Origin of the sequence: uncultured Bacteroides sp. (assembly GCF_937912035.1) — a bacterium.
Lineage (GTDB): Bacteria > Bacteroidota > Bacteroidia > Bacteroidales > Bacteroidaceae > Phocaeicola.
Map to the genome: position 1 here is coordinate 110,394 of NZ_CALDPF010000036.1, position 20,997 is coordinate 131,390.

At 39.2% G+C, this 20,997-nt stretch carries 16 protein-coding genes and 1 pseudogene; 5 read left to right on the top strand and 12 right to left on the bottom strand.

Annotation, left to right across the window (positions count from 1 at the left end; translation table 11 throughout):
• Positions 1-555 precede the first annotated feature (555 nt).
• Positions 556-2,007 (top strand): hypothetical protein, encoded by a 1,452-nt coding sequence (locus Q0486_RS10650; protein ID WP_299232892.1) that lies wholly within the window; start codon positions 556-558, stop codon positions 2,005-2,007.
• Between the two features lie 176 nt (positions 2,008-2,183).
• Here the strand turns inward: Q0486_RS10650 and Q0486_RS10655 are convergent.
• The 9 genes and pseudogenes from Q0486_RS10655 to tsaB form a co-directional block, all read right to left on the bottom strand.
• Positions 2,184-2,744 (bottom strand): annotated as a pseudogene (locus Q0486_RS10655) (DUF4143 domain-containing protein); the annotation flags it as partial.
• Between the two features lie 386 nt (positions 2,745-3,130).
• Positions 3,131-5,551: a DPP IV N-terminal domain-containing protein gene (locus tag Q0486_RS10660; RefSeq protein WP_299232895.1), complete on the bottom strand. Its 2,421-nt coding sequence runs from the start codon at positions 5,549-5,551 to the stop codon at positions 3,131-3,133.
• A 14-nt stretch (positions 5,552-5,565) separates the two neighbouring features.
• Positions 5,566-6,906, bottom strand: coding sequence for an RIP metalloprotease RseP (gene rseP / locus Q0486_RS10665; RefSeq protein ID WP_299232898.1), 1,341 nt, complete (start codon positions 6,904-6,906; stop codon positions 5,566-5,568).
• A gap of 38 nt (positions 6,907-6,944) precedes the next feature.
• Positions 6,945-8,102 (bottom strand): 1-deoxy-D-xylulose-5-phosphate reductoisomerase, encoded by a 1,158-nt coding sequence (locus Q0486_RS10670; protein WP_299232901.1) that lies wholly within the window; start codon positions 8,100-8,102, stop codon positions 6,945-6,947.
• Between the two features lie 4 nt (positions 8,103-8,106).
• Complete coding sequence (locus tag Q0486_RS10675) at positions 8,107-8,964, bottom strand: M23 family metallopeptidase (protein WP_299232904.1); 858 nt, start codon at positions 8,962-8,964, stop codon at positions 8,107-8,109.
• 20 nt (positions 8,965-8,984) lie between these two features.
• On the bottom strand, positions 8,985-9,500 hold the full coding sequence (gene rimM / locus Q0486_RS10680; RefSeq protein WP_299232907.1) for a ribosome maturation factor RimM: 516 nt from the start codon (positions 9,498-9,500) through the stop codon (positions 8,985-8,987).
• Positions 9,501-9,505: 5 nt separating this feature from the next.
• Positions 9,506-10,810, bottom strand: coding sequence for a UDP-N-acetylglucosamine 1-carboxyvinyltransferase (gene murA, locus Q0486_RS10685; RefSeq protein ID WP_299232910.1), 1,305 nt, complete (start codon positions 10,808-10,810; stop codon positions 9,506-9,508).
• A gap of 30 nt (positions 10,811-10,840) precedes the next feature.
• Positions 10,841-11,461 (bottom strand): DUF4290 domain-containing protein, encoded by a 621-nt coding sequence (locus tag Q0486_RS10690; RefSeq protein WP_299232913.1) that lies wholly within the window; start codon positions 11,459-11,461, stop codon positions 10,841-10,843.
• 19 nt (positions 11,462-11,480) lie between these two features.
• Positions 11,481-12,170, bottom strand: coding sequence for a tRNA (adenosine(37)-N6)-threonylcarbamoyltransferase complex dimerization subunit type 1 TsaB (gene tsaB / locus Q0486_RS10695; protein ID WP_299232915.1), 690 nt, complete (start codon positions 12,168-12,170; stop codon positions 11,481-11,483).
• 106 nt (positions 12,171-12,276) lie between these two features.
• Between tsaB and Q0486_RS10700 the strand changes: the two genes are divergently transcribed.
• Genes Q0486_RS10700 through nadD form a run of 4 tightly spaced genes read left to right on the top strand, consistent with a single transcriptional unit; the run spans position 12,277 to position 14,534 of the window.
• Positions 12,277-13,152: a YicC/YloC family endoribonuclease gene (locus tag Q0486_RS10700; RefSeq protein ID WP_299232918.1), complete on the top strand. Its 876-nt coding sequence runs from the start codon at positions 12,277-12,279 to the stop codon at positions 13,150-13,152.
• Positions 13,153-13,199: 47 nt separating this feature from the next.
• The gene (gene gmk, locus Q0486_RS10705) at positions 13,200-13,763 is read left to right on the top strand and encodes a guanylate kinase (RefSeq protein WP_299232921.1); all 564 of its coding nucleotides are present in this window, start codon (positions 13,200-13,202) and stop codon (positions 13,761-13,763) included.
• 1 nt (position 13,764) lies between these two features.
• Positions 13,765-13,947 (top strand): hypothetical protein, encoded by a 183-nt coding sequence (locus Q0486_RS10710; protein ID WP_299232924.1) that lies wholly within the window; start codon positions 13,765-13,767, stop codon positions 13,945-13,947.
• Positions 13,929-14,534, top strand: coding sequence for a nicotinate (nicotinamide) nucleotide adenylyltransferase (nadD, locus tag Q0486_RS10715; protein WP_299232927.1), 606 nt, complete (start codon positions 13,929-13,931; stop codon positions 14,532-14,534). The genes Q0486_RS10710 and nadD overlap by 19 nt, the downstream gene beginning before the upstream one ends.
• 5 nt (positions 14,535-14,539) lie before the next feature.
• Here the strand turns inward: nadD and Q0486_RS10720 are convergent, their stop codons facing one another.
• Genes Q0486_RS10720 through Q0486_RS10730 form a run of 3 tightly spaced genes read right to left on the bottom strand, consistent with a single transcriptional unit; the run spans position 14,540 to position 20,983 of the window.
• Positions 14,540-16,783, bottom strand: coding sequence for a GH116 family glycosyl hydrolase (locus tag Q0486_RS10720; protein ID WP_299232930.1), 2,244 nt, complete (start codon positions 16,781-16,783; stop codon positions 14,540-14,542).
• Positions 16,780-18,189 (bottom strand): sialate O-acetylesterase, encoded by a 1,410-nt coding sequence (locus Q0486_RS10725; protein WP_299232932.1) that lies wholly within the window; start codon positions 18,187-18,189, stop codon positions 16,780-16,782. Before Q0486_RS10725 ends, Q0486_RS10720 begins: the two co-directional genes overlap by 4 nt.
• A 1-nt stretch (position 18,190) precedes the next feature.
• Complete coding sequence (locus Q0486_RS10730; RefSeq protein ID WP_299232935.1) at positions 18,191-20,983, bottom strand: sugar-binding domain-containing protein; 2,793 nt, start codon at positions 20,981-20,983, stop codon at positions 18,191-18,193.
• Positions 20,984-20,997: the final 14 nt, after the last annotated feature.

The window sequence follows — 20,997 nt, forward strand, 5'->3', positions numbered from 1 at the left end:
TAAACGCTGTTTAAACACCATTTAAAGAATGGATACTCAACCAAAAAACATATTCTTTATTCATATCTGTAATATTTCTAAACCATAATAACGAAGTGTTTTTCCGCTTATAAGTCCTCCGAATTCAGCATTACACAAAAACAAAAAAGGCGTGAGGACTTGTTTTCACTCATCAAGAAACAGGCATCGCCAAACACCTTACAAGCAACAAGCGAAAACAGTAATCCCACGCCGTATGGTTATACAAACGGATACAGCATTGGCTGTACACGAGTATATATACAATACAGATGAGCGTCATGCTCTCCTATCCTGCTTGTTGTTGAAATTGGCGATTTCGTTTCTTAGGATAAAAGTTAAGTACGCATCGCAAAGATACGTTTTTTATAATACACGACACCCGTTCGTGGGATTTTTTTTGTTACATTTACTCTAAAGGCAATACAAATTTAAAGTTACCAGATTTAATCATATAAAATATCTCCGTATAAAAAAAGGAAAATGTATTTTTGTATCAGAACTATTGATTATTGATACAAAACAGTCATACATACTATGCCGGACAATAAAGAACTTCTTACCTATCTCATCGACAACAGGATCTTCGAATCTTCAGCATCCGCACTTGCAAGCCGCCTCGGATATAAAGGGAGAATGGCTTTCTCAAGACTGAAAGAAGGGAATATCCGGACTTCTACGGTAGACAATATCATTAATGATATCTGCACTCATTTCGATTTGGATTATTCGGACCTGGTTGACATCACTGATATGTTCAAGATAGGTCGGATTCTACATAATACAATAAATAACGGAAACGTTTACGGCAATGAAACTTCTAGTCCGGACAGGATTCTGACTGATTTCGTAACTCGTGATTTCAAAGATTATCCTGAAGATTTCAGTCCTTACATACCGCTACTTGACGAACTATACAGGGAGAGACCCTATGTATACTTCGGCTCGGTGATGGTACTGTATATAAAGATGAAAAAGATTGATCCGTATGCAGGAAACACAGCGCAATTCCACAATCTTCTGAAAGAATATACCTCGCACATCTGTTCCGTTCTCAAACTACATATCCCGGAAAATGCTATAGGGCATTCCACTTCATTGGCCTATCTTTCCGACAATATCATAAGGAGTGTTCCACAGTGCATTTGGGGACTTATGATGAACAATATTCATTTATTAAGATACTTTGCCGACCCGGATTATATAAACAGCATTCTTGAACTTGGAGCTGCCTTTCCCGAATGGGAGGATTTAAGCTACTGGCATGAAACTAATGTAGCTTATTCCAAAGGAGAAAAACTCTGGACTCTGTTCTTCCGCGAGTCTAACTCACCACTGCACGGCATGTATATCGGTCAGACTTTCGAAGCCGGAAAAGATAACGAGACTTTCATCCCTAAAGAAAATTTCTCACTGATTTTCTGGGATAAAGAAAATGATGATGATGAATTTGCCACTATTCAGGCATGTAATATTATTAATTCCGCAACCGAAAGCTATACCATATATTATGGACTGTATAAATACGACGATATCAGTAATGAGATAATAATTAAATGGAACAACGAGAATGAGAATTTCCTGAACATACCTTCAAGGCTAAAAAGAATTACGAGGGAGAAACCTGCCGAAAAAAACGAGCAGGTTTGGTGGAACATTATCCACAGGTTCGATGACAATGATTCTCTGGAATTATTTACAAAGACACTGCTCGACAGGCTTAACACGGAATACCTTGACGATGACTACGACATTCAGGACGTAACAATCAGCCGCAAGCTCTTTACTCTTACTATTGAGACAACCGACGGAATAAATGAATACTCAATCCCAATTGACGCATATCCTTTTCTCAGGAATTTAAGAGTATTCGATGAGGTTACTATCAAGAAAGATACGCGCACAGAAGAACTATTCGTCAGCTGGCCGTGGGCCGGGTATGAAATACCGTTGAGTGAGTTCAATACAAATATCAGTTCAGTAACCTAAATTGGTCGCTGAACTGAAATACATATTTTATTACAAATCCTTCTCCCTGCACCTGTTGAAGAAATAATCCAACATAAACCGGACTTTCTTCCTCATCAGTTCTTTTCCGAACATCTGCAAGACACCGATCTGCGAGATAATATATTCGAACCATATATACCAAATTCTAATTATATTCAAACCGCATACATAGGCACACATTCCAGTTGTCCCTGTTCCTTATAGGACAACATAGAAAATCTGACCGCCTTCAAATCCGGATTCTTGGCTAATAATGCGGTCAACGAATTTGCCCTTACATTTCCTTCTGCCTTTACCTCAATAGGTAATAATTTCGCATTATACTGTATTACAAAATCAAGTTCAAGCCTGGAATCATCTGTCTTATGATAATAAATCGGAGAGACACCATGACTTTTCATTTGCTGAAGCACATACTGTTCAGTCATTCCGCCTTTATATTCCACAAAAACATTGTTATTTATCAGCACTTGAACCGGTTCTGTATTAACCATCGCTCCTAACAGGCCAACGTCAAGAATGTATAACTTAAAACAACTTAAATCCTCATAAACATCAAGAGGCAAAGCCGGTTTTGTACACCTTGGAACCTTATAAACCAGACCTGAATCAACAAGCCACTGGATAGCAATCTCAAAATCGTTTGCTCTTGCACCTTTCCTTAATGCACCATATATGAATTTCTTGTTGTCTTTGAATAATTGCGACGGAATACTTTAACATACATTTTTTGTTTATACCATGACTGATATTTCCAGCTTATATTCTTTTAATGTATAATGCTTTCCAATTAAAAATTCTTCGACAAAGATAGCGTGACACGTCCGTGTGACGCGTGTAACACGAGCGTGTAACGAGCGTAACACGAACGTGCAACGCGCGTAACACTGGCGTATCACGGTAAATAAGACAAAAAGTTTCGATATAAAAAAGTATTCGCAAAAAGAATTATTGCAGTACGATAAAATCAATTAAATAGAAAGAGTACTACCTGACTTAATACATAAACTGCACCCCAAAAGCCTTATGTCTGACTTTTGGGGTGCAGTTCATACTTAAGACAATCCAGAATTTATATCTTAAAAAAATCTGAATTTAATCATTATCTCTTTGGTATATCAACAGATGTTTCCTTCTGTCCTTTCAGATGCTCTGAGAAATAATCTACAAGTCGCCAATAGAAATACTCGTTCATATTGCCAAAGCCATGGCGCTGCCCAGGAAGATAAAGCATATCAAAACGCTTACCAGCTCTGATGAGTGCGTTTACCACACGTGTCGTATTAGCCGGATGAACGTTGTTATCTATATCGCCATGCACAAGCATAAGATGTCCTTTTAACTGCTTCACGATTTCAGGATTAGTGGCAATCTTATATACGAAAGTTGTATCACCTTTCTCTGAAATGGTTTCTTTCACTCCATGATGTGTTTCACTCCACCAACGGTTATAGATACGGTTATCATGATTTCCTGCACATGATACTGCGGCTTTATAAAAATCAGGATACTGACATATTGCGGCTGTCGACATAAAACCACCACCGGAATGACCGTGAATACCTACCTTATTTATATCTATATATTTGTATCGTGCAGCCAGTTGTTCAACCGCAGCCTTGTGGTCAGCCAACGGATAATCGCGCATATTGCCGTAACCGTAATTGTGATACCATTTGGAACGGCTTGGATGTCCTCCTCTCTGTCCTACAGAAATGACAATAAATCCTGCCTGAGCCAGACGGTCGGTGCGGATACTCATGCGTGTAAAAGGATAATATACAGCCTCAACCTGTGGTCCCGGATATACATAGTCTATGATAGGATATACCTTTGTAGAGTCAAAGTCGTATGGCTTGTACATCACTCCATAAAGATCGGTCACTCCGTCGGCAGCCTTAACCTTGAACAGTTCAGGGAACTTATATCCTGCAGCCTTAAGATTTGAGAAATCACTTTCCTGGATAGTCATTACCTTATTTCCATTCCTGTCAATCAGGTCTGCACATGGCACTGTGTTTACACGAGAAAAATTATCTACTGCAAACTGTGCATCGTCCGACAATGAGATTTGGTGGAAATAATCACCTTCAGTCAACCTTGTAAGTCCACTGCCGTTTACATTTACCTTATACAAATGCTCGTAATATGGGTTCTCATCCTTTTCCTTACCGTTTGCCAGGAAATATACAGTACGTGTAGCCTCATCTATCTTCAAGACTTGTTCCACATGCCATGGTCCTTCGGTAATCCTGTTTTTCAGGTTTCCTTTATCATCGTAAAGATAAAGATGTGCCCAACCGTCGCGTTCGCTCCACTGTATAAATTCCTTGCCTCCGTTCAATACGTGTATAGGACGAGTTTCCTGATAAGTATTCATGCGTTCCTTCACTATTGGGACAATGGAGTCCTCTCCTACAGTATAAGTACAAACGTCAATACGGTGTAGATCTCTGCTATATCGGGTTACAAAGAAACGGTTATTGTCGCCCTGCCACACAGAAGGACGGAATTCCATATCTCTCTGTTTCTTTTCAACAGGTCTATACTCCAGCCCCAACCACTGGTTTTTCCACGCAGACACCTTGATTTCTTTTCTTGTGTTCGATGTCATATCGAAGATATACAGATGTTCCTCAGGTGCTTCCATTTCTCCCGGCATCTGATACTTGTAGGTCTCAAGTGTAGGACGTGGTTCAGCTATGGAATTTATTACCCACAAAGGTTTTACTGCTCTGTCGTCTGACACTATGGTTACGAAATGCTTTGAATCGGGCGACCAGCAACCCCATGCTCTACGGCGCTTGCCATTGCATAAAGTATCCGTATTCAGTATGCTGTAAGGAATACCATAACCGAAATCCGGCATACCGTCTGTGGTGAGCTGAATTTCCACTATTGTGCTGTCCTTTTCATCCTTCTGTGCCTTGCGATAGTCGGCTATGCTCATACGGTAGAGATTACAATCCTTGGCATATACCACCGACTGTCCGTCAGGAGAGACAGACGCCCAATCCAACTTCTTTGGTTCTTTTTCCTTGTCTGCCAGATGGGTAAGTTTCTTTGAAGGGAAATCGTATGAAAAATAGAATACCTTCTTTTCTGATTTCTTGTCCTTATCATTTTTTTCATCCTGAGATGACACTACTTCGAAAGTAAAAGTACGTCCGTCAGCTTCAGCCTTAAGGTTCTTTACAGGAAGCTGCCTTGCCTCAAACGGGTCTTTCACTATTTCTGTAAGTTGTGCAGCCAACTTATCACGGTCGAACAGCAGTTCTTTCTTCTTCTGGGAAGGAGTTACAACATACCAGAAAGTTCCTTCGGATGTTTTATATTCGTACCAGAATCCCTTGCCATTCTGAAACCAGTGAGGGTCCACCATGGTAGAAAACAACATATTCTTAAGCTTACTTTCCGTAAACTTCTCGGCCTGCAAATATTCCGGAAGTCTTTCCTGTGCCACAGATACTACAGACGAAAACATCATACTTCCCAATATTGCAGAAAACAAAATTCTCTTCATATTTCGATATTTAATTATAACAAGAATCTAAGTACATCGTTGAAATTAGCCCAAATAAGCAAAGCAAAAAGCAGGAACATACCAACCATTTGTGCATATTCCAGGAACTTGTCGCTAGGTTTGCGGCGAGCCACAATCTCATAGATTAGGAACAGCACATGTCCACCGTCGAGTGCAGGAATTGGCAGGATGTTCATAAATGCCAATATAATAGACAGGAATGCGGTCATTGACCAGAAACGTTGCCAGTCCCATACCTTAGGGAAAATACTTCCTATAGTACCGAAACCACCCACACTCTTGGCTCCTTCCTTAGTGAATACATATTTTAGGTCGTTCACATATCCTTTCAGTGTATTTACCCCAAGAGTAACTCCGGCAGGGAATGATTCAAAGAAACCAAATGAACGCACTGTAGGAGTATAGTTGATCATTCCACCTATAGCTGCCACTTTGAACTGCTCGTCTGTAGTCACATTTACGGTATCTCTTACTCCTGCACGTGAATATACCAAAGTGAATTCAGCTGTAGTCTTTTCCGCAACCTCGGCTCTAAGTTTCAAATCAGCAATCTGATTCTGAAAATCATTCCATGAGTTAAGAGTTTTTCCGTTGACTGCTATAAGTGAATCGCCTTTCTGTATTCCGGCATTCGCAAATCCACCTCCGGCAAGTACTGAATCAACTACATTAGGATGAAATACATCAACAAACATAGGATCCTGCTGCGCAACATCTATAAGACTCAATTCAGGCATGGCAATACTGACAGTCTCACCATTACGCAGAACCTTCACTTCCTTAGCCTCAACAACATCGCGTATCATATCCATACCGAAACGTTCAAGTTCTTTTCCATCGGCACTGAGAAGTATGTCACCATCACGGAATCCTATATTCTGTGCAGTTTCATTAAACTTCAATCCATAACTCATATCCTTGAGTGCGATATACTTGTCGCCCCATGTAAACAGAATCATTGAATAAATGAACAAAGCCAGAATAAAATTCATCATCACTCCTCCTATCATCACAAGCAGTCTTTGCCATGCAGGTTTTGAACGGAATTCCCATGGTTGTGCCGGTTGTTTCATCTGCTCGGTATCCATAGATTCGTCTATCATACCAGAGATTTTACAATATCCTCCAAGCGGCAACCATCCAACACCGTATTCTGTATCTGAATTCTTAGGCTTGAATTTGAATAAAGAGAACCACGGGTCAAAAAAGATATAGAACTTCTCTACCCTGATTTTGAATAAACGCGCAAAAAAGAAGTGTCCTCCTTCGTGTACTATAACCAAAATAGACAAACTTAGTACCAACTGAAGGGCACGGATAAAAAATGTCTCCATCTGTTTTTTCTTACTTTTTAGATAATTTAGATTAATAATCAAAAGCCTGAGTTTATGACATACTCGGCTGCTATACGACGGGCGATAGCATCTGTCTCTACATAATCATGATATGTAGGATTACTGATGAACGCCACCTTATTCATAGTCTTTTCTATTACATCACTCATACCCAGGAAAGATATCTGGTCCTTAAGGAAAGCTGCCACCACAACTTCGTTGGCGGCATTAAGTATGCAAGCCATATTTCCTCCACGATTCATTGCCTCGTAGGCAAAAGCCAGATTCCTGAAACGTTTTGTATCAGGAGCCTCGAATGTAAGAGTATTACACTTCATGAAATCCAAACGTTCACCGGAAAGACTTTCACGTTTAGGATAAGAGAAGGCATACTGTATGGGCAGACGCATATCAGGCACACCAAGCTGGGCCTTTACAGCGCCATCCTTGAATTCTACCATTGAATGAATGACAGACTGTGGATGAACCACAACCTCTATCTGTTCGGGCTTTACTCCGAAAAGCCATTTGGCCTCTATAACTTCAAATCCCTTGTTCATCATTGATGCGGAATCAATTGTGATTTTCGCTCCCATACTCCAGTTGGGATGTTTCAACGCTTGTTCCTTTGTCACTGTGGATAGCTGTTCCATACTGAAAGTACGGAAAGGACCTCCTGATGCAGTAAGAATCACCTTACTTATCGGATTATTCATTTCGAGACACTGGAATATTGCAGAATGCTCAGAATCAACAGGCAATATAGGTGTTCTGTACTGTTGTGCCAGTTCGGTAATAAGTTCACCAGCAACAACCAAAGTCTCTTTGTTTGCCAAAGCTATAGTCTTACCGGCCTTTATGGCATTGATTGTCGGTCTCAATCCGGCATATCCTACCATGGCTGTCAATACTATATTAACCGGTCCGGATTCTACAATTTCACACAATGCTTCCGCACCGGCATAAACCTTTATAGGTAAATCGGCCAGTGCATCTTTAAGTTGCTGATATTTGTCCTCATTAGCGATGACTACAGCTTCAGGCTGGAACTTTCTGGCTTGTTCTATAAGTTTGTCTACCCTATTATTTGCTGTAAGGGCATAAACTTCATAAAGGTCAGGATGTTCCTCTATCACTTGTAAAGCCTGGGTTCCTATAGAACCCGTAGACCCTAAAATAGCTATCTGTTTTTTCATAACCTTAGAATACTACATAATTTCCCGGATTTATTGGTACTCCCCTGCGCCAAAGTTCAAAGTGAAGATAAGGTTTATTGTGTTCACCATTTTTATTGCCTACCAAAGCAATTACATCTCCTCCCTTCACCTTGTCGCCAGGTTCTTTCATCAACGAACCGCAGTTTTTATATATACTTATAAAATTTTGCGAATGCTGGACTTGTATTACATAACCGTCATTCACAGTATATGTGGCCATAATAACCGTACCTTCCAATACAGCTACAACATTCTCATTGCCGGAAGTCATTATGTCAATTCCGTAATGTTTCTTTTCAGGATCAAAATTCACTTCCTTAACACCGTTCACAGGCTTAAAGAATATAAGCCCTGAAACAGCATTACTATTATCAATAGCACGCAGATTATATCTTTCCTTTTCTTCGTATTGCTGACGGAATTCTTCTTCTTCCTTTGTTCTCTCCATAAGCTGTTCCGCACGAAGGTTCGTCAAGGAATCAATAGACTGGACAGTATCCGCTTCTACCTTACCACTGAAAATATCCTGAATATTCATTATGTACCTGTTCTGCTTCTCCAATGCCATACGTAATGAGTCCGCACGGAGAGCATTCGAAACGACCATCTCGCGTACCTCAGAATTCATATATCCGGGCAAATAATTTCGCAATGGCGTAAAAGCTATTATGGAAGCTGCAATAATGAATATTATGGTACAAGCAAACAAAAGTACCGAAAGACCGTTGAGCTTGGACACATGAATTCCAACTACCTCTTCTAGTGTATTCTCGTTGATGACAGTAAGCTTATATTTAAACTTTATATTATGCCAAAATGCTTTACGACCTTTCTTCCTCATACTTCATCTGTATTTATTCCTTATTCCAACAATCCTTCAGGAATGTCTACTTTCACACGTTTCTTTTTATGATCAATATCCAGAATGAACTCTTCGTGTGCCGGAAGCAATATCTCTCCACCATCTTCCTTTTCAATAACAAACAGAACGTTCATTGTAGCATCGTCAACATCTGATATAACTCCAAGTGTGCCATGGTTCACATCATCAACAGCAAATCCTACAAAATAGTTCCAAGAAGTAACCTCGTCCTGCTCTTCTACATATTTCACAGGAAAAAAGACCTCTACATTAGTAAACATTCTTGCCTTTTCAGCCGTATCAATATCTTCGAACTTCACTAATGCAGCATTATCCGAACGGAAACGGTATTCTTCTATAAAGAACGGAACCAATATACCGTCCATAAGCAATATAAGGTAATCGCAATCCACACGATCGAAAATATCATCAGTAAAGGTAAACGAAACTTCACCTTTCACTCCGTGCGGTTTGTTTATTACTCCTATTTTATATACTTCCTCTTTTCTTATCATGTCCGTTAAATTCTTGTTATACGTGCACCAAGCGCTGTCAGACGTTGTTCGATATTCTGATATCCTCTGTCTATCTGTTCGATATTATGTATTCGGCTTGTACCTTCGGCACCCATGGCTGCAATAAGCAATGCTATACCGGCACGGATATCAGGCGATGTCATATTCCCTCCTCTCAGGCTGAAATTATGGTCATGACCTATAACAACTGCCCTGTGAGGATCGCAAAGTATAATCTGTGCCCCCATATCTATCAGTTTGTCAACAAAAAACAGTCTGCTTTCAAACATTTTCTGATGAATAAGTACACTACCCTTAGCCTGAGTAGCCACTACCAACATAACGCTAAGCAAGTCAGGAGTAAGCCCCGGCCACGGTGCATCGGCTATTGTCATTATAGAACCATCCATGAATGATTCTATTTCATAATGATCCTGTTGCGGAATAAATATGTCATCGTTTCTCTGCTCAAGCGTAATGCCCAGACGTCTAAAACTTTCAGGAATAATACCAAGATTATCATAAGATACGTTCTTTATGGTAATCTCACTTCCTGTCATTGCAGCCATCCCGATGAAGCTTCCTACTTCAATCATATCCGGCAACACCGTATGCGTACATCCTTTAAGTTCCTTCACACCTTCTATTGTAAGCAAATTCGATGCTATTCCTGATATCTTTGCTCCCATACGATTAAGCATCCTGCACAATTGCTGAAGATAAGGTTCGCATGCGGCATTATATATAGTCGTAACACCTTCGGCAAGAACAGCTGCCATTATAATATTTGCAGTACCTGTGACTGATGCTTCATCAAGCAACATATATGTTCCCTTGAGCTTTTCCGCAGTCAAAGTATATGCTCCACGCACCGAATCATGCTCAAATGAAGCCCCTAATTTTAATACTCCAATAAAATGAGTATCCAGACGACGACGTCCAATCTTATCGCCACCCGGTTTTGAAATCATAGCCTTACCAAAACGCGAAAGCAAAGGACCTATGAGCATTACAGAACCACGCAATTTGGAACATCTTTGCAGAAATTCATCACTCTCAAGATATGACAGATTCACATTATCAGCCTTGAATGAGTAAGTATCTGCACTCAATTTCGAGACCTTAACTCCCATATCACTAATAAGCTGGATGAGGTTGTTCACATCAAGAATATTAGGTATATTGTGTATGGTAACTTCCTCTGACGTAAGCAAAGTAGCACACAATATCTGCAACACCTCATTCTTTGCCCCCTGAGGTGTTATCTCTCCATGAAGTTTATGTCCGCCTTCAATTACAAATGAGCTCATACGTTTTAGCTTTTAGTTTTAAACCAACAATCACTTATCATTGTTGTTCTTACGTTTCTGTTGGTTATTGTTATTATTATTTGTTTGTCTACGGCGCTGTGTAAACACACGATGTTCAAACATTTTCACATCATCAACAGTTATTTTTATTTTTCCGTCTGAAAGTTCACATAAATCATCTATTATTCTCTGATTATCAACGCCGTCCTTGTTCCAGTTCTGATAATCCTTTTTCATCTGATTAGCTATGAGATTGATAAGCTGTCTTTTCTCCTCACCTTCCTCATATCCGGCCGCAACGTTAATCATATCCTGTACAAAGCGTCCGTAATGTTTATAACGCAATTTTGACTGAGGATAAGGGACCCTGTCAGGCTTCACATTCAGGCTTTCTTTCTTTACAATCTCTACAGGATAATCTATATCAAGTTTAAAATCTGACATTATAGCTAAATGATCCCAAAGTTTCTGGTTCAACTCAGCATTATCCTTAAACTGTGGGAACATCCCTTTCATTATTTTTATTATTGTATTTGCACAGATTTGTCTTTCTTCACGATCCTCTATCGTAAGAGCATGGTCTACCATATTCTGTACGCTTCGCCCATACTCAGGAAGCGGAAGTCGGCGTTGCTGGGTATTATATTCCATATATTCACAAATTAAATTGTCAAAGTAATTTTTTGGGAGTAGAAGCTACAAATTCTTTCAAATAGAACGGCTCAAAATAAGCCACATCCTTATAATCCTCTTTAGCTACAGCCTTTTCAGCTAATGGAAACATCCATTTGGCCAACGGATAAACCTCATCAATGAAATGTGCATTGGGATGAGTAATCTTTTCACGGCACTTTGCAGCACCGTTTCCAAAGAAATAAACCGGATGTTTGTCCAAAAATTCCTTATAAGAGTTTTCGTCTATAATATCTGCACCTATTTCACGGCAAGCCTTGAGCGAACGGTCATATATAGCAGCATAAACTTCCATACGGCGTGCGTCTATCATAGGACAAAGCAAAGCATCGTCCGGCAAATCATGTTCAAGAAGCACAGGCACACACATAATCTCCGGAGTAGGAATACCTATTAAAGGTATATTTCTTCCATAGCATATACCCTTTGCCATGGAAACACCGATACGCAACCCGGTATATGAACCCGGTCCACAACTCACGGCTACGGCATCAAGCGGGATTGCATGATTATCAACAAATGACAAAGCTTCGTCAACATACACACCAAGTACTGTGGCATGTGACGGTCCGTTAAAATCCTCTTTTGTAAAAATAGAAGCTCCGTCCTGACTTACTGATACGGAACAAACTTCTGTAGACGTTTCAATATGTAAAATGCACGACATAGTTTACTTTAAATACATTTATGTCCGCAAATATACACTTTTTATCCCACTCTCTTTCTATAAATTCCTCACTTTTCCTTACTTTTGCAAAAAAATAGAATTTGTTATGATACAATCAATGACCGGTTACGGAAAATCAACCGTTATTTACAACGATAAGAAGATTATCGTAGAAATAAAATCACTCAACAGCAAGGCACTTGACGTATCTGCCAGAATAGCCCCATTGTACAGAGAAAAAGAAATGGAAATCAGAAACATGATTTCCAAAAGTCTTGAACGCGGAAAAGTTGACTTCAGTCTGTGGATAGAAAAAGAAGTATCAGACGCAGCAACTCCAATCAACGCCGCATTGCTCCAGAATTACTACACACAAATAAAAAATATATCAGAAACATGCAACATACCATTACCTTCTGACTGGTTTGCAACACTGCTACGTATGCCAGATGTGCTGACCAAAGTTGACATACAGACACTGGAAGACGAGGAATGGGAAGTGGCAAAAGGTGCAGTGGAAGAAGCCATAAATGCCCTCGTAAACTTCCGTAAACAGGAAGGAGCTGCTCTTGAAAAGAAGTTCAACGAAAAGATTGATAATATCGAACGACTGCTTGCATCCATCGAACCGTTTGAGAAAGAAAGAGTTGCACGTATAAGAGAAAAAATCACCGATGCACTTGAGAAGACAATCAGTGTGGACTACGACAAGAACCGCCTGGAACAGGAACTGATATATTATATCGAAAAGCTCGACATAAACGAAGAAAAACAACGCCTTGCCAATCATCTGAAATATTTTCGCGAGACTATGGCAGGCGGACATGGTCAAGGTAAAAAGCTTGGATTCATAGCTCAGGAAATGGGACGTGAAATCAACACTACAGGCAGTAAGTCAAATCATGCCGAAATGCAAAATATTGTAGTGCAGATGAAAGACGAACTGGAACAAATCAAGGAACAGGTATTAAACGTAATGTAAAACAGTTTTTAGCTACTGTTTAAACAGTTTTTAAACGCTATTTAATCATGGGAAAACTTATAATATTTTCAGCCCCATCAGGTTCAGGCAAATCAACAATAATAAACTATCTGCTGAAACAGAACCTGAATCTGGCCTTTTCAATCTCGGCAACAAGCCGTCCGCCACGCGGAACGGAGCAGAACGGAGTGGAATATTTCTTCCTTACTCCGGATGAATTCAGACAGAAAATAGCAAACGGAGAGTTTCTTGAATACGAAGAAGTCTATACCGACCGTTTCTATGGAACACTGAAATCACAGGTGGAAAAACAACTATTAGAAGGCCAGAACGTAATATTTGATGTTGACGTAGTAGGTGGATGTAACATAAAGAAATTCTATGGCGAACGTGCCCTTTCCGTGTTTATCCAGCCACCATCAGTGGAAGAACTGCGTAAACGATTGAATGGACGCGGTACAGACTCCCCTGAAGTAATAGAAAGCCGTATAGCAAAAGCAGAATTCGAACTAAGCTATGCCGACAAGTTCGATGTAGTGATAGTGAATGATGTACTGGAAAAAGCACAGGCAGAGGCACTCGAAACTATCAGTAATTTCCTGAAAAAATAATATGGCAAAAAATCCACAAAAGATAATGCGACTGATGACGATTTTAACAATCGTCATCGGTTTTGCAGCTTTGGCTGTAGGAATTGTAGCAATAGCTAAAGAAGAATATATAATAGCCACAGCAATGATACTTGTTGCGGCATGGCAGGTGGTCAATTACAGATTATGGAAGAAAAAAAGTTGAGAACAGGTATTTTCGGTGGTTCTTTCAACCCTATCCACATAGGTCATCTGGCTTTGGCAAACTATCTGTGTGAAAACGGATACATAGACGAAATATGGTTTCTGGTATCTCCACAAAATCCGTTCAAACAAAACCAGTCATTGCTTGACGACCGTTTACGTTTGAAATTGGTACAAGCAGCAATAAAAGGATATCCACACTTTCATGCATCCGATTTTGAGTTCCATCTGCCTAAACCGTCGTACACTGCAAATACACTCAACAAATTGTCCGAAGCATACCCTGACAGAAATTTCTATTTAATAATAGGTGCCGACAACTGGGAAGCATTCGACCGTTGGAAGTCACCGGAAGAAATAATTGCACGACATAATATTCTGGTATATCCACGATTGGGTTATGATATAAATCCTGATTCTTTACCGCCAAATGTAAAAGCTGTTGACAGTCCTATAATCGAGGTAAGTTCAACCTTTATTCGTGAAAGCATATCGAGAGGAAAGGATGTTCGATATTTTTTACATCCTTCCGTATATGATATCATAGAAAAAGAGAAACTATACAAGCAATCAGCCTCAATCCAATAATAGAATCAATTGGATTGAGGCTGACGGTTGGTAAGTTCTATATTGTATAAGCCGGCATCAAGTTTTATCTCGTCCGATTCACCACTAAAAATTCTTCCATTTATAACGATCCTTTCATATTCGTATGGCATGGAAAACAAGGCCTTTGTTCCGTAAGGAACCTCAAGTCGGATTTTACATGACACATTATCCTTATGTAAAGAAAAGATTATTTCCCTATCATTACTTAAAGGAACAACTGTTTTGATAAAATTCAAAGATGCCGGATTAGGTTTTACCCTGAAAGTTTCAAATGCAGGTGTTACCGTTTCGATACCTGCAATATATTGACTCATAATAGTGAGTGGTCCTCCGCTCCACGCATGGTTATATGTTCCACCTCCAAAACCTTTAGATCCGATTCCCCAACCTTCCCATAAAGTAGTAAGCGGGCTATGTATCATCTCGGAATACCTGAATTTTATTCTATTTATAGCATCCTGATGATAGTTCATCATACAAAGTGCCTGTAAGACATACTTCTCCATATAAGGACTGGCATGATAATACTTTTCAAAGAAAGGCCTTATAACGGGATAAAGCTCTTTTGGCAATGTACCGGATACTACGGCCAAAGCCTGTGATCTGTCGTCAGGTACTCCTTTATAATTTGGAGATATATAGTAGCTTCCATTCCAATATTTTTCGTGGAACGCCTTTTTTAATGTCAAGGCTGCAGTTTCTGCCCACTCAGCCTCATTATAATCTCCAACAAGATTTGCCATCTTTGCATATCCCTGCAATGCTATCAAGTACCATTGGTTGAAAAGTAGTTCCATATCTTTATTATCACCCCAGTCTCCCCATGTCCAACCACCTTTACGCGGAATCACCAGACCATCTGACTTTGTCTTCCAGACATGAATATATTTTTTCACTTTAGGAAAAACATATTGTATGGTTGCACTGTCGCCCGTACCCATATAATATGTCCAAAATCCATAATAACTCACACTTGCCAACATCTGCATAGGCAGTTCAGAATCGTAATTTCCAGCCGGAACAGGTGCAAATATAGTACTATCAGCACGCTGCCAGTCCATAAGTTCCATAATACCCTTTCTGGTAAGGAGATGCGCTTTCTCATCAAGTGCATAAAAAGCCTCACCCAGTTCATTGACTACATCACCCCACCACTGGGCTCTTTCTCTGTCAGGACAGTCCATATACGTATCACGCATAGTGATATACAATGTACGTTGAGCCTTGTTCCACAACGTATTAAGAGCCTGGTCATCACATAAGAAACTTCCTGCAAATGATGTATCATAACCTGTTTCACGATATTTAAGTTCCTTGACTTCTACGTCAGACGGAATATTATAAATAACGTAGTGACCGTTCATCCAACCATAACATTCAAACTCTTGTTCACCTTTCTTTGTAATATACTCGGCATAAACATTTGGTTGAGATCCTCCCATATAATTATCTGTCTGTATATGTATTTTCTTTCCTTTTTCAGAAACTAATTTCATAAAAGGAGTTATCTGAGCATTATATGGAAGATAAGCATGATATATGGTATCATTTATTTTCTTGACCATAGAATAGTCTTTCAACCCATAATCCTTCCAGAAAGGAATAGGCCTGTCAACCAATTTATTCCAACCAGCCTTTTCAAGAGAAATTACACGTGCTGATTTCCAATCACTATCGTCATAGTCAGGAGAATAAAAACCTATTTCTTCATTAGAATCATATCCGATATTAGACTCAGCAAGTCTGAAATTTGGCTTTTCACCTTCAGGTACATAGAATGCACTATTCTCGCACACTTTCCATTTTCTGTCTTCAGAGACTTGTTTCCCGTTCACATTCAGACTGAAAGTAATACCAGGCGTTCCAGAATTTCTATGACTAAATCCGTTTTTACCAAAATACCACACCAAAACTGCTATAGTATTCTTTCCCTGTTTCATGGCAGGCAGAGATTTTATAACGTCACAATATGAATCATAAGGATTAGGACCTCTTTTAAGACCTCCTTCCCTGACTTGCAGTTCTCCATTAACCCATAACCAATATTTGGTGTCGGCTGCAATAGACAATGACAAATCCTTTATTTCGTTGTCTACAGTTACAGTATTTCTAAAGCAAAACCATGTGCCAGGCTGAAAATCCTTATCAGATTTCATTGTAATGACCTGAGCTTTTGCATTACATAAAATGCATAAACAACAAACTGCAATAACTAAAAACTTTTTCATTTTCTCTCTAGATTTTCAATTCTGAAAGGTAAAACCGGCATCATATCATTACTCCTCAAACTACCTATAACAGAATCATTAAAACAGTAATAAACTTTCATTGGAGACTTAAGTCCTCGCACAGGAATAATAAGTTGTTTATCCTTAATTTTACATTTTATATTTTCATGCGCTCCATTATCATCTACAACGCTTATTCCAATTATATTTTTTGAAACAGAAATCAGTTTCTCAAAATTTCCACCAAAATTTATAATTATATTCCTTCCTTTCAAACAAGCATCCTTAACGAACGGACTTTCATAAGGTTTTGTAAACTTGCCATATACTCTATCCAGCACCATGAATGCAAGACGTTCACCAATATCCTTTTTGTTCCTTGGATGAATATCTTTTACATCATCCACAAGGTCTGAGATATTTATCATACCTGAATTTTCCACTTTATCAAGCATCAGCTGCTGCTGTTCTCTTAATAAAGCCGGAGTATTGTTTTTTGATTTATACGTATGAGGAGCAATCTGAACATAATAGAATGGGAAATCCTGACTAAACCTCTTTCTCCATTCGTCAACCAACTTAGTCATAAGAAGAGAATAAGAAGTTGCATTCTCATGATTAGACTCTCCCTGATACCATATACATCCAGCCAACCGGTATGGAATAATCGGATTTATCATTTGATTAAAAAGAACTCCAGGCTTAATCGGCCACCATGGGTACTCTTTGTATTTGTTTCTTGATAATACCGTATCATTCATTACTACTTCCTCAGGCGTCCAGACTTCTGCAGGTGTACCACCCCATGCAGCAACAATGATTCCTACAGGTACATTTAATTCTTGAGTCAAACATCTGGCAAAGAAATATGCTGTAGCACTTGTTTTTCTCATAGATTCTGGAGACGATACTTCCCAACGGGTAGATACATTTACCTGTGGAGAAGAAGCTCCCTGCTTAGGTATATGCAGAATTCTGATGTTATTACAATCTGCATTTCTTACAGACTCCTCACCATTGTAAATACCACTATTGACAGACCACTCCATATTTGACTGTCCGCTGCACAACCAGACCTCACCAAGCATAACATTGTTAATATGCTTTACTTCATTTCTACCAAGGATTTGAATCTCGTATGGTCCACCAGCCTGAGAAGTCGGTAAAAAAAGCTCCCACTGTCCCTGATTATTTACAGTTGTCCTAATGGTATCACTCTTGTTCCATGATCCTACCACACACATTTTCTCCGATGGATTTCCCCAACCCCATATTTTAACATTAGAGTTTCTCTGTAATACCATACCATCTGTAAAGATGGCAGGCAAAACAATTTGTGCACTTGAGCTACAAACAGCAACTACAGATGTAACCAATGTCAAGATGCTTTTACGTATACTACACATATCACTTTATCATTTTCTGTATTTTGTCTATTGATGTTTCAGCTGTTGGATTAAAACTATCCCCGGACATATATTTTTTCAAACTATAAAGCAACTGACGCGCTTCAAGACGTTTATCCATATCACTCCAGAAATCTATACCAGAAACCAAAAGTTTACCATTCCCTACTTTCACTTCGAATACCAGTGATAAAGGACGGTTAGTAAACCAATCATCAATAACTCTAACTATAGGAGTCGCCTTTTCTGCTATCTTAGAATATTCTACTGCATTTGAATGACTCATTGCATCCCACCACTGATAGTCACTGTAAAAATCTGTAGGGAATTCACTAAGAGCAGGATGATCAGGATTACAAAGGATACCTAAAGTATGTGGTCCCTGTCCTGAAGTCCAGGCTGTATTCCAGAAAATACTTGAGAAACCTATCTTAATCTTTCCACCCATATCATCAGCCAAAGAACCTTTCTTTAATGAAAGTAAAACCTTTCCACCGCCATTGAGCTTTTTTACGACCTCATCTGTAACTTTATCACAGACAAGAATTTCATTTTCGGTCGATAAAGTTGGAGTTTCCGAAGGATAACACCACAAATTCCATGAATTCGAATAATCACCTGTCTTTACTTCGAATGTCAGCTGAGTGGGTTTATCTATATTCTTCAAACTAGTCTGAACTTTTCCCAATTTAAAGCAGTTTCCAACAGGGATTTCGTTATGTTTCAATTCTCCGCTACTTATAAGTTCTCCGTCTCTAGATTTTAACGTCCATGAAGTAGTTTTAACTGGTAATTTTTCAGCTCCAAAATGAGAGATTTCCAAATCAACAATAACATCCTCATTGTTAGCATAAATCAATTTAGGGAATCTGGCCAAAGGAACTGTACTATTACAGAATCGGCTGTACTCTTCAGGAGAAATATATCCTTTTTCTTCCCAAAATGCATCCAATACACCAACCAATGCTGTTCCCTGACCAGGAAAATCATAAAGACCCAATAACTGGAAACCGGCAAAGTTCTTAGTTCTCAAAGCAGCTTCAATATCAGCCTTATAACATAAAGCCTGTAATTTACCAGATGCAATAAGGAAGCTATCAGCCAAATGCGCCATACCATTTTCCTGTAGTGTTTCCTTGAATATCTCGAAATTGCGTGGTTTCATCACTCCATCATACTTCTTCATTTCCTTAAAGTTAGGATATACGCACCATTGTCCAATTTCATGGCTAACCATAGGTTGACTAAAACTGTTTACATAATCAGACCAGTCATAATCCGTACGTGGAGGTTCTGCATTAATTATACTTTTCATCTCCTGTCCCCATGCCTGTATTCTAGGATTGGTATCATTAAGGAAATCACTGACAGGGAGATTCGGCCATCCCGCACTCGAACAATACAATCTTCTATTGTCTGCCTCCTTCCACATTGTAACAAAATTGGTAAGATATTCATTGCTTCCCTCACCTGCCGGCTCATTGCCATACATAAGCATTACGAACGAAGGATGATTACCATATTCAGCTACAATATCTTTACTTTCCTGAATAATAAATTTATCCAATGGACGTCCATCCCCAATTGTTGTCGACTGATTTGCCCATGAGGAGCATTCTATCTCAAGATACATACCCACTTCATCAGCAGCTGTAAATGCAGCTTCAGGAGGACACCATGAATGGAAACGTATGTGGTTAAGTCCGTGGTTCTTACATGTTGTAAATATTTTTCTCCATGGTTCTACATCAGTTGGAGGATAACCGGTTTTAGGAAAAGCTGCACAATCCAAAGTACCTCTTAAAAAGACCTGTCTACCGTTTATCGTTAATTTTCCATCAACAGATTTAAAGTCACGGAAACCGAATTTCTCAGTCATTGTATGATTCTCATTTGTAAGTTTATCATTTAAGCACAAAGTCAAATCATAAAGGTTCGGTGAAAATTCATCCCATAATTTTATATCATCATTAATTTCCAATTCAGCTTCTATATTATTGAAACCAGGAGCAAGACGAACTGATTTCTTAGATATATTTCCCCCCATTTTAAGTTGTAACTCTGCGTCAGCCTCATTATCTCCTCTGTTCATCAAGACGGTCTTCACCAATACTGACTTATTCTGAATATTGGGATAAATTTCTGCATGGGCAATATTCAAGGCAGGTTTCATCTCTATAAACATGTCACCGATTACTCCGTTCCAATTACCTTGAGTATGGTCAGATATACTATGCGAATTTTCTCCCGGATCTATATCTTTAATTCTGTTGTCAATACGCAAGGTCAGAGTATGCTTACCTGGTGTAAGAACATCAGTCAAGTCATACTTATGAGGTGCTCCCAAAGCATTCCTCATACCTACCTCTTTGTCATCAATCCACAGACGTGTTTCCCAATGACATCTTTCCAAAAATAATGACAAGTCTTTATCTTTCCAATCAGCCGGTACTTCTATCGTCTTTCTGTACCATGCCACTCCTTTATAATATTTTACAGGCTGAAGCCAGAAAGGGACCTTTACATTACCCTCTTTCCTATATTTGGCATACTTGTCACTTTTGAAATACGTAGAATCAAATATTCCACCGGTCCAATCAGTATTAACGGTAACTTCGTTTCCCAAACCATTGGAAGTCATTGACCCAGGAAGAGATATTTCTCCGTTCCATTTGGTACTATCTGTTGTAAACAGCCAATCACCGGCCAAATTAATTTTATCATCCGAAATGCCTCCATGCTCTGTGCAAGAAAGAGTGGCCAAGCTTAATAATAAAAATATATTCTTTTTCATCTTTACAAAACGAC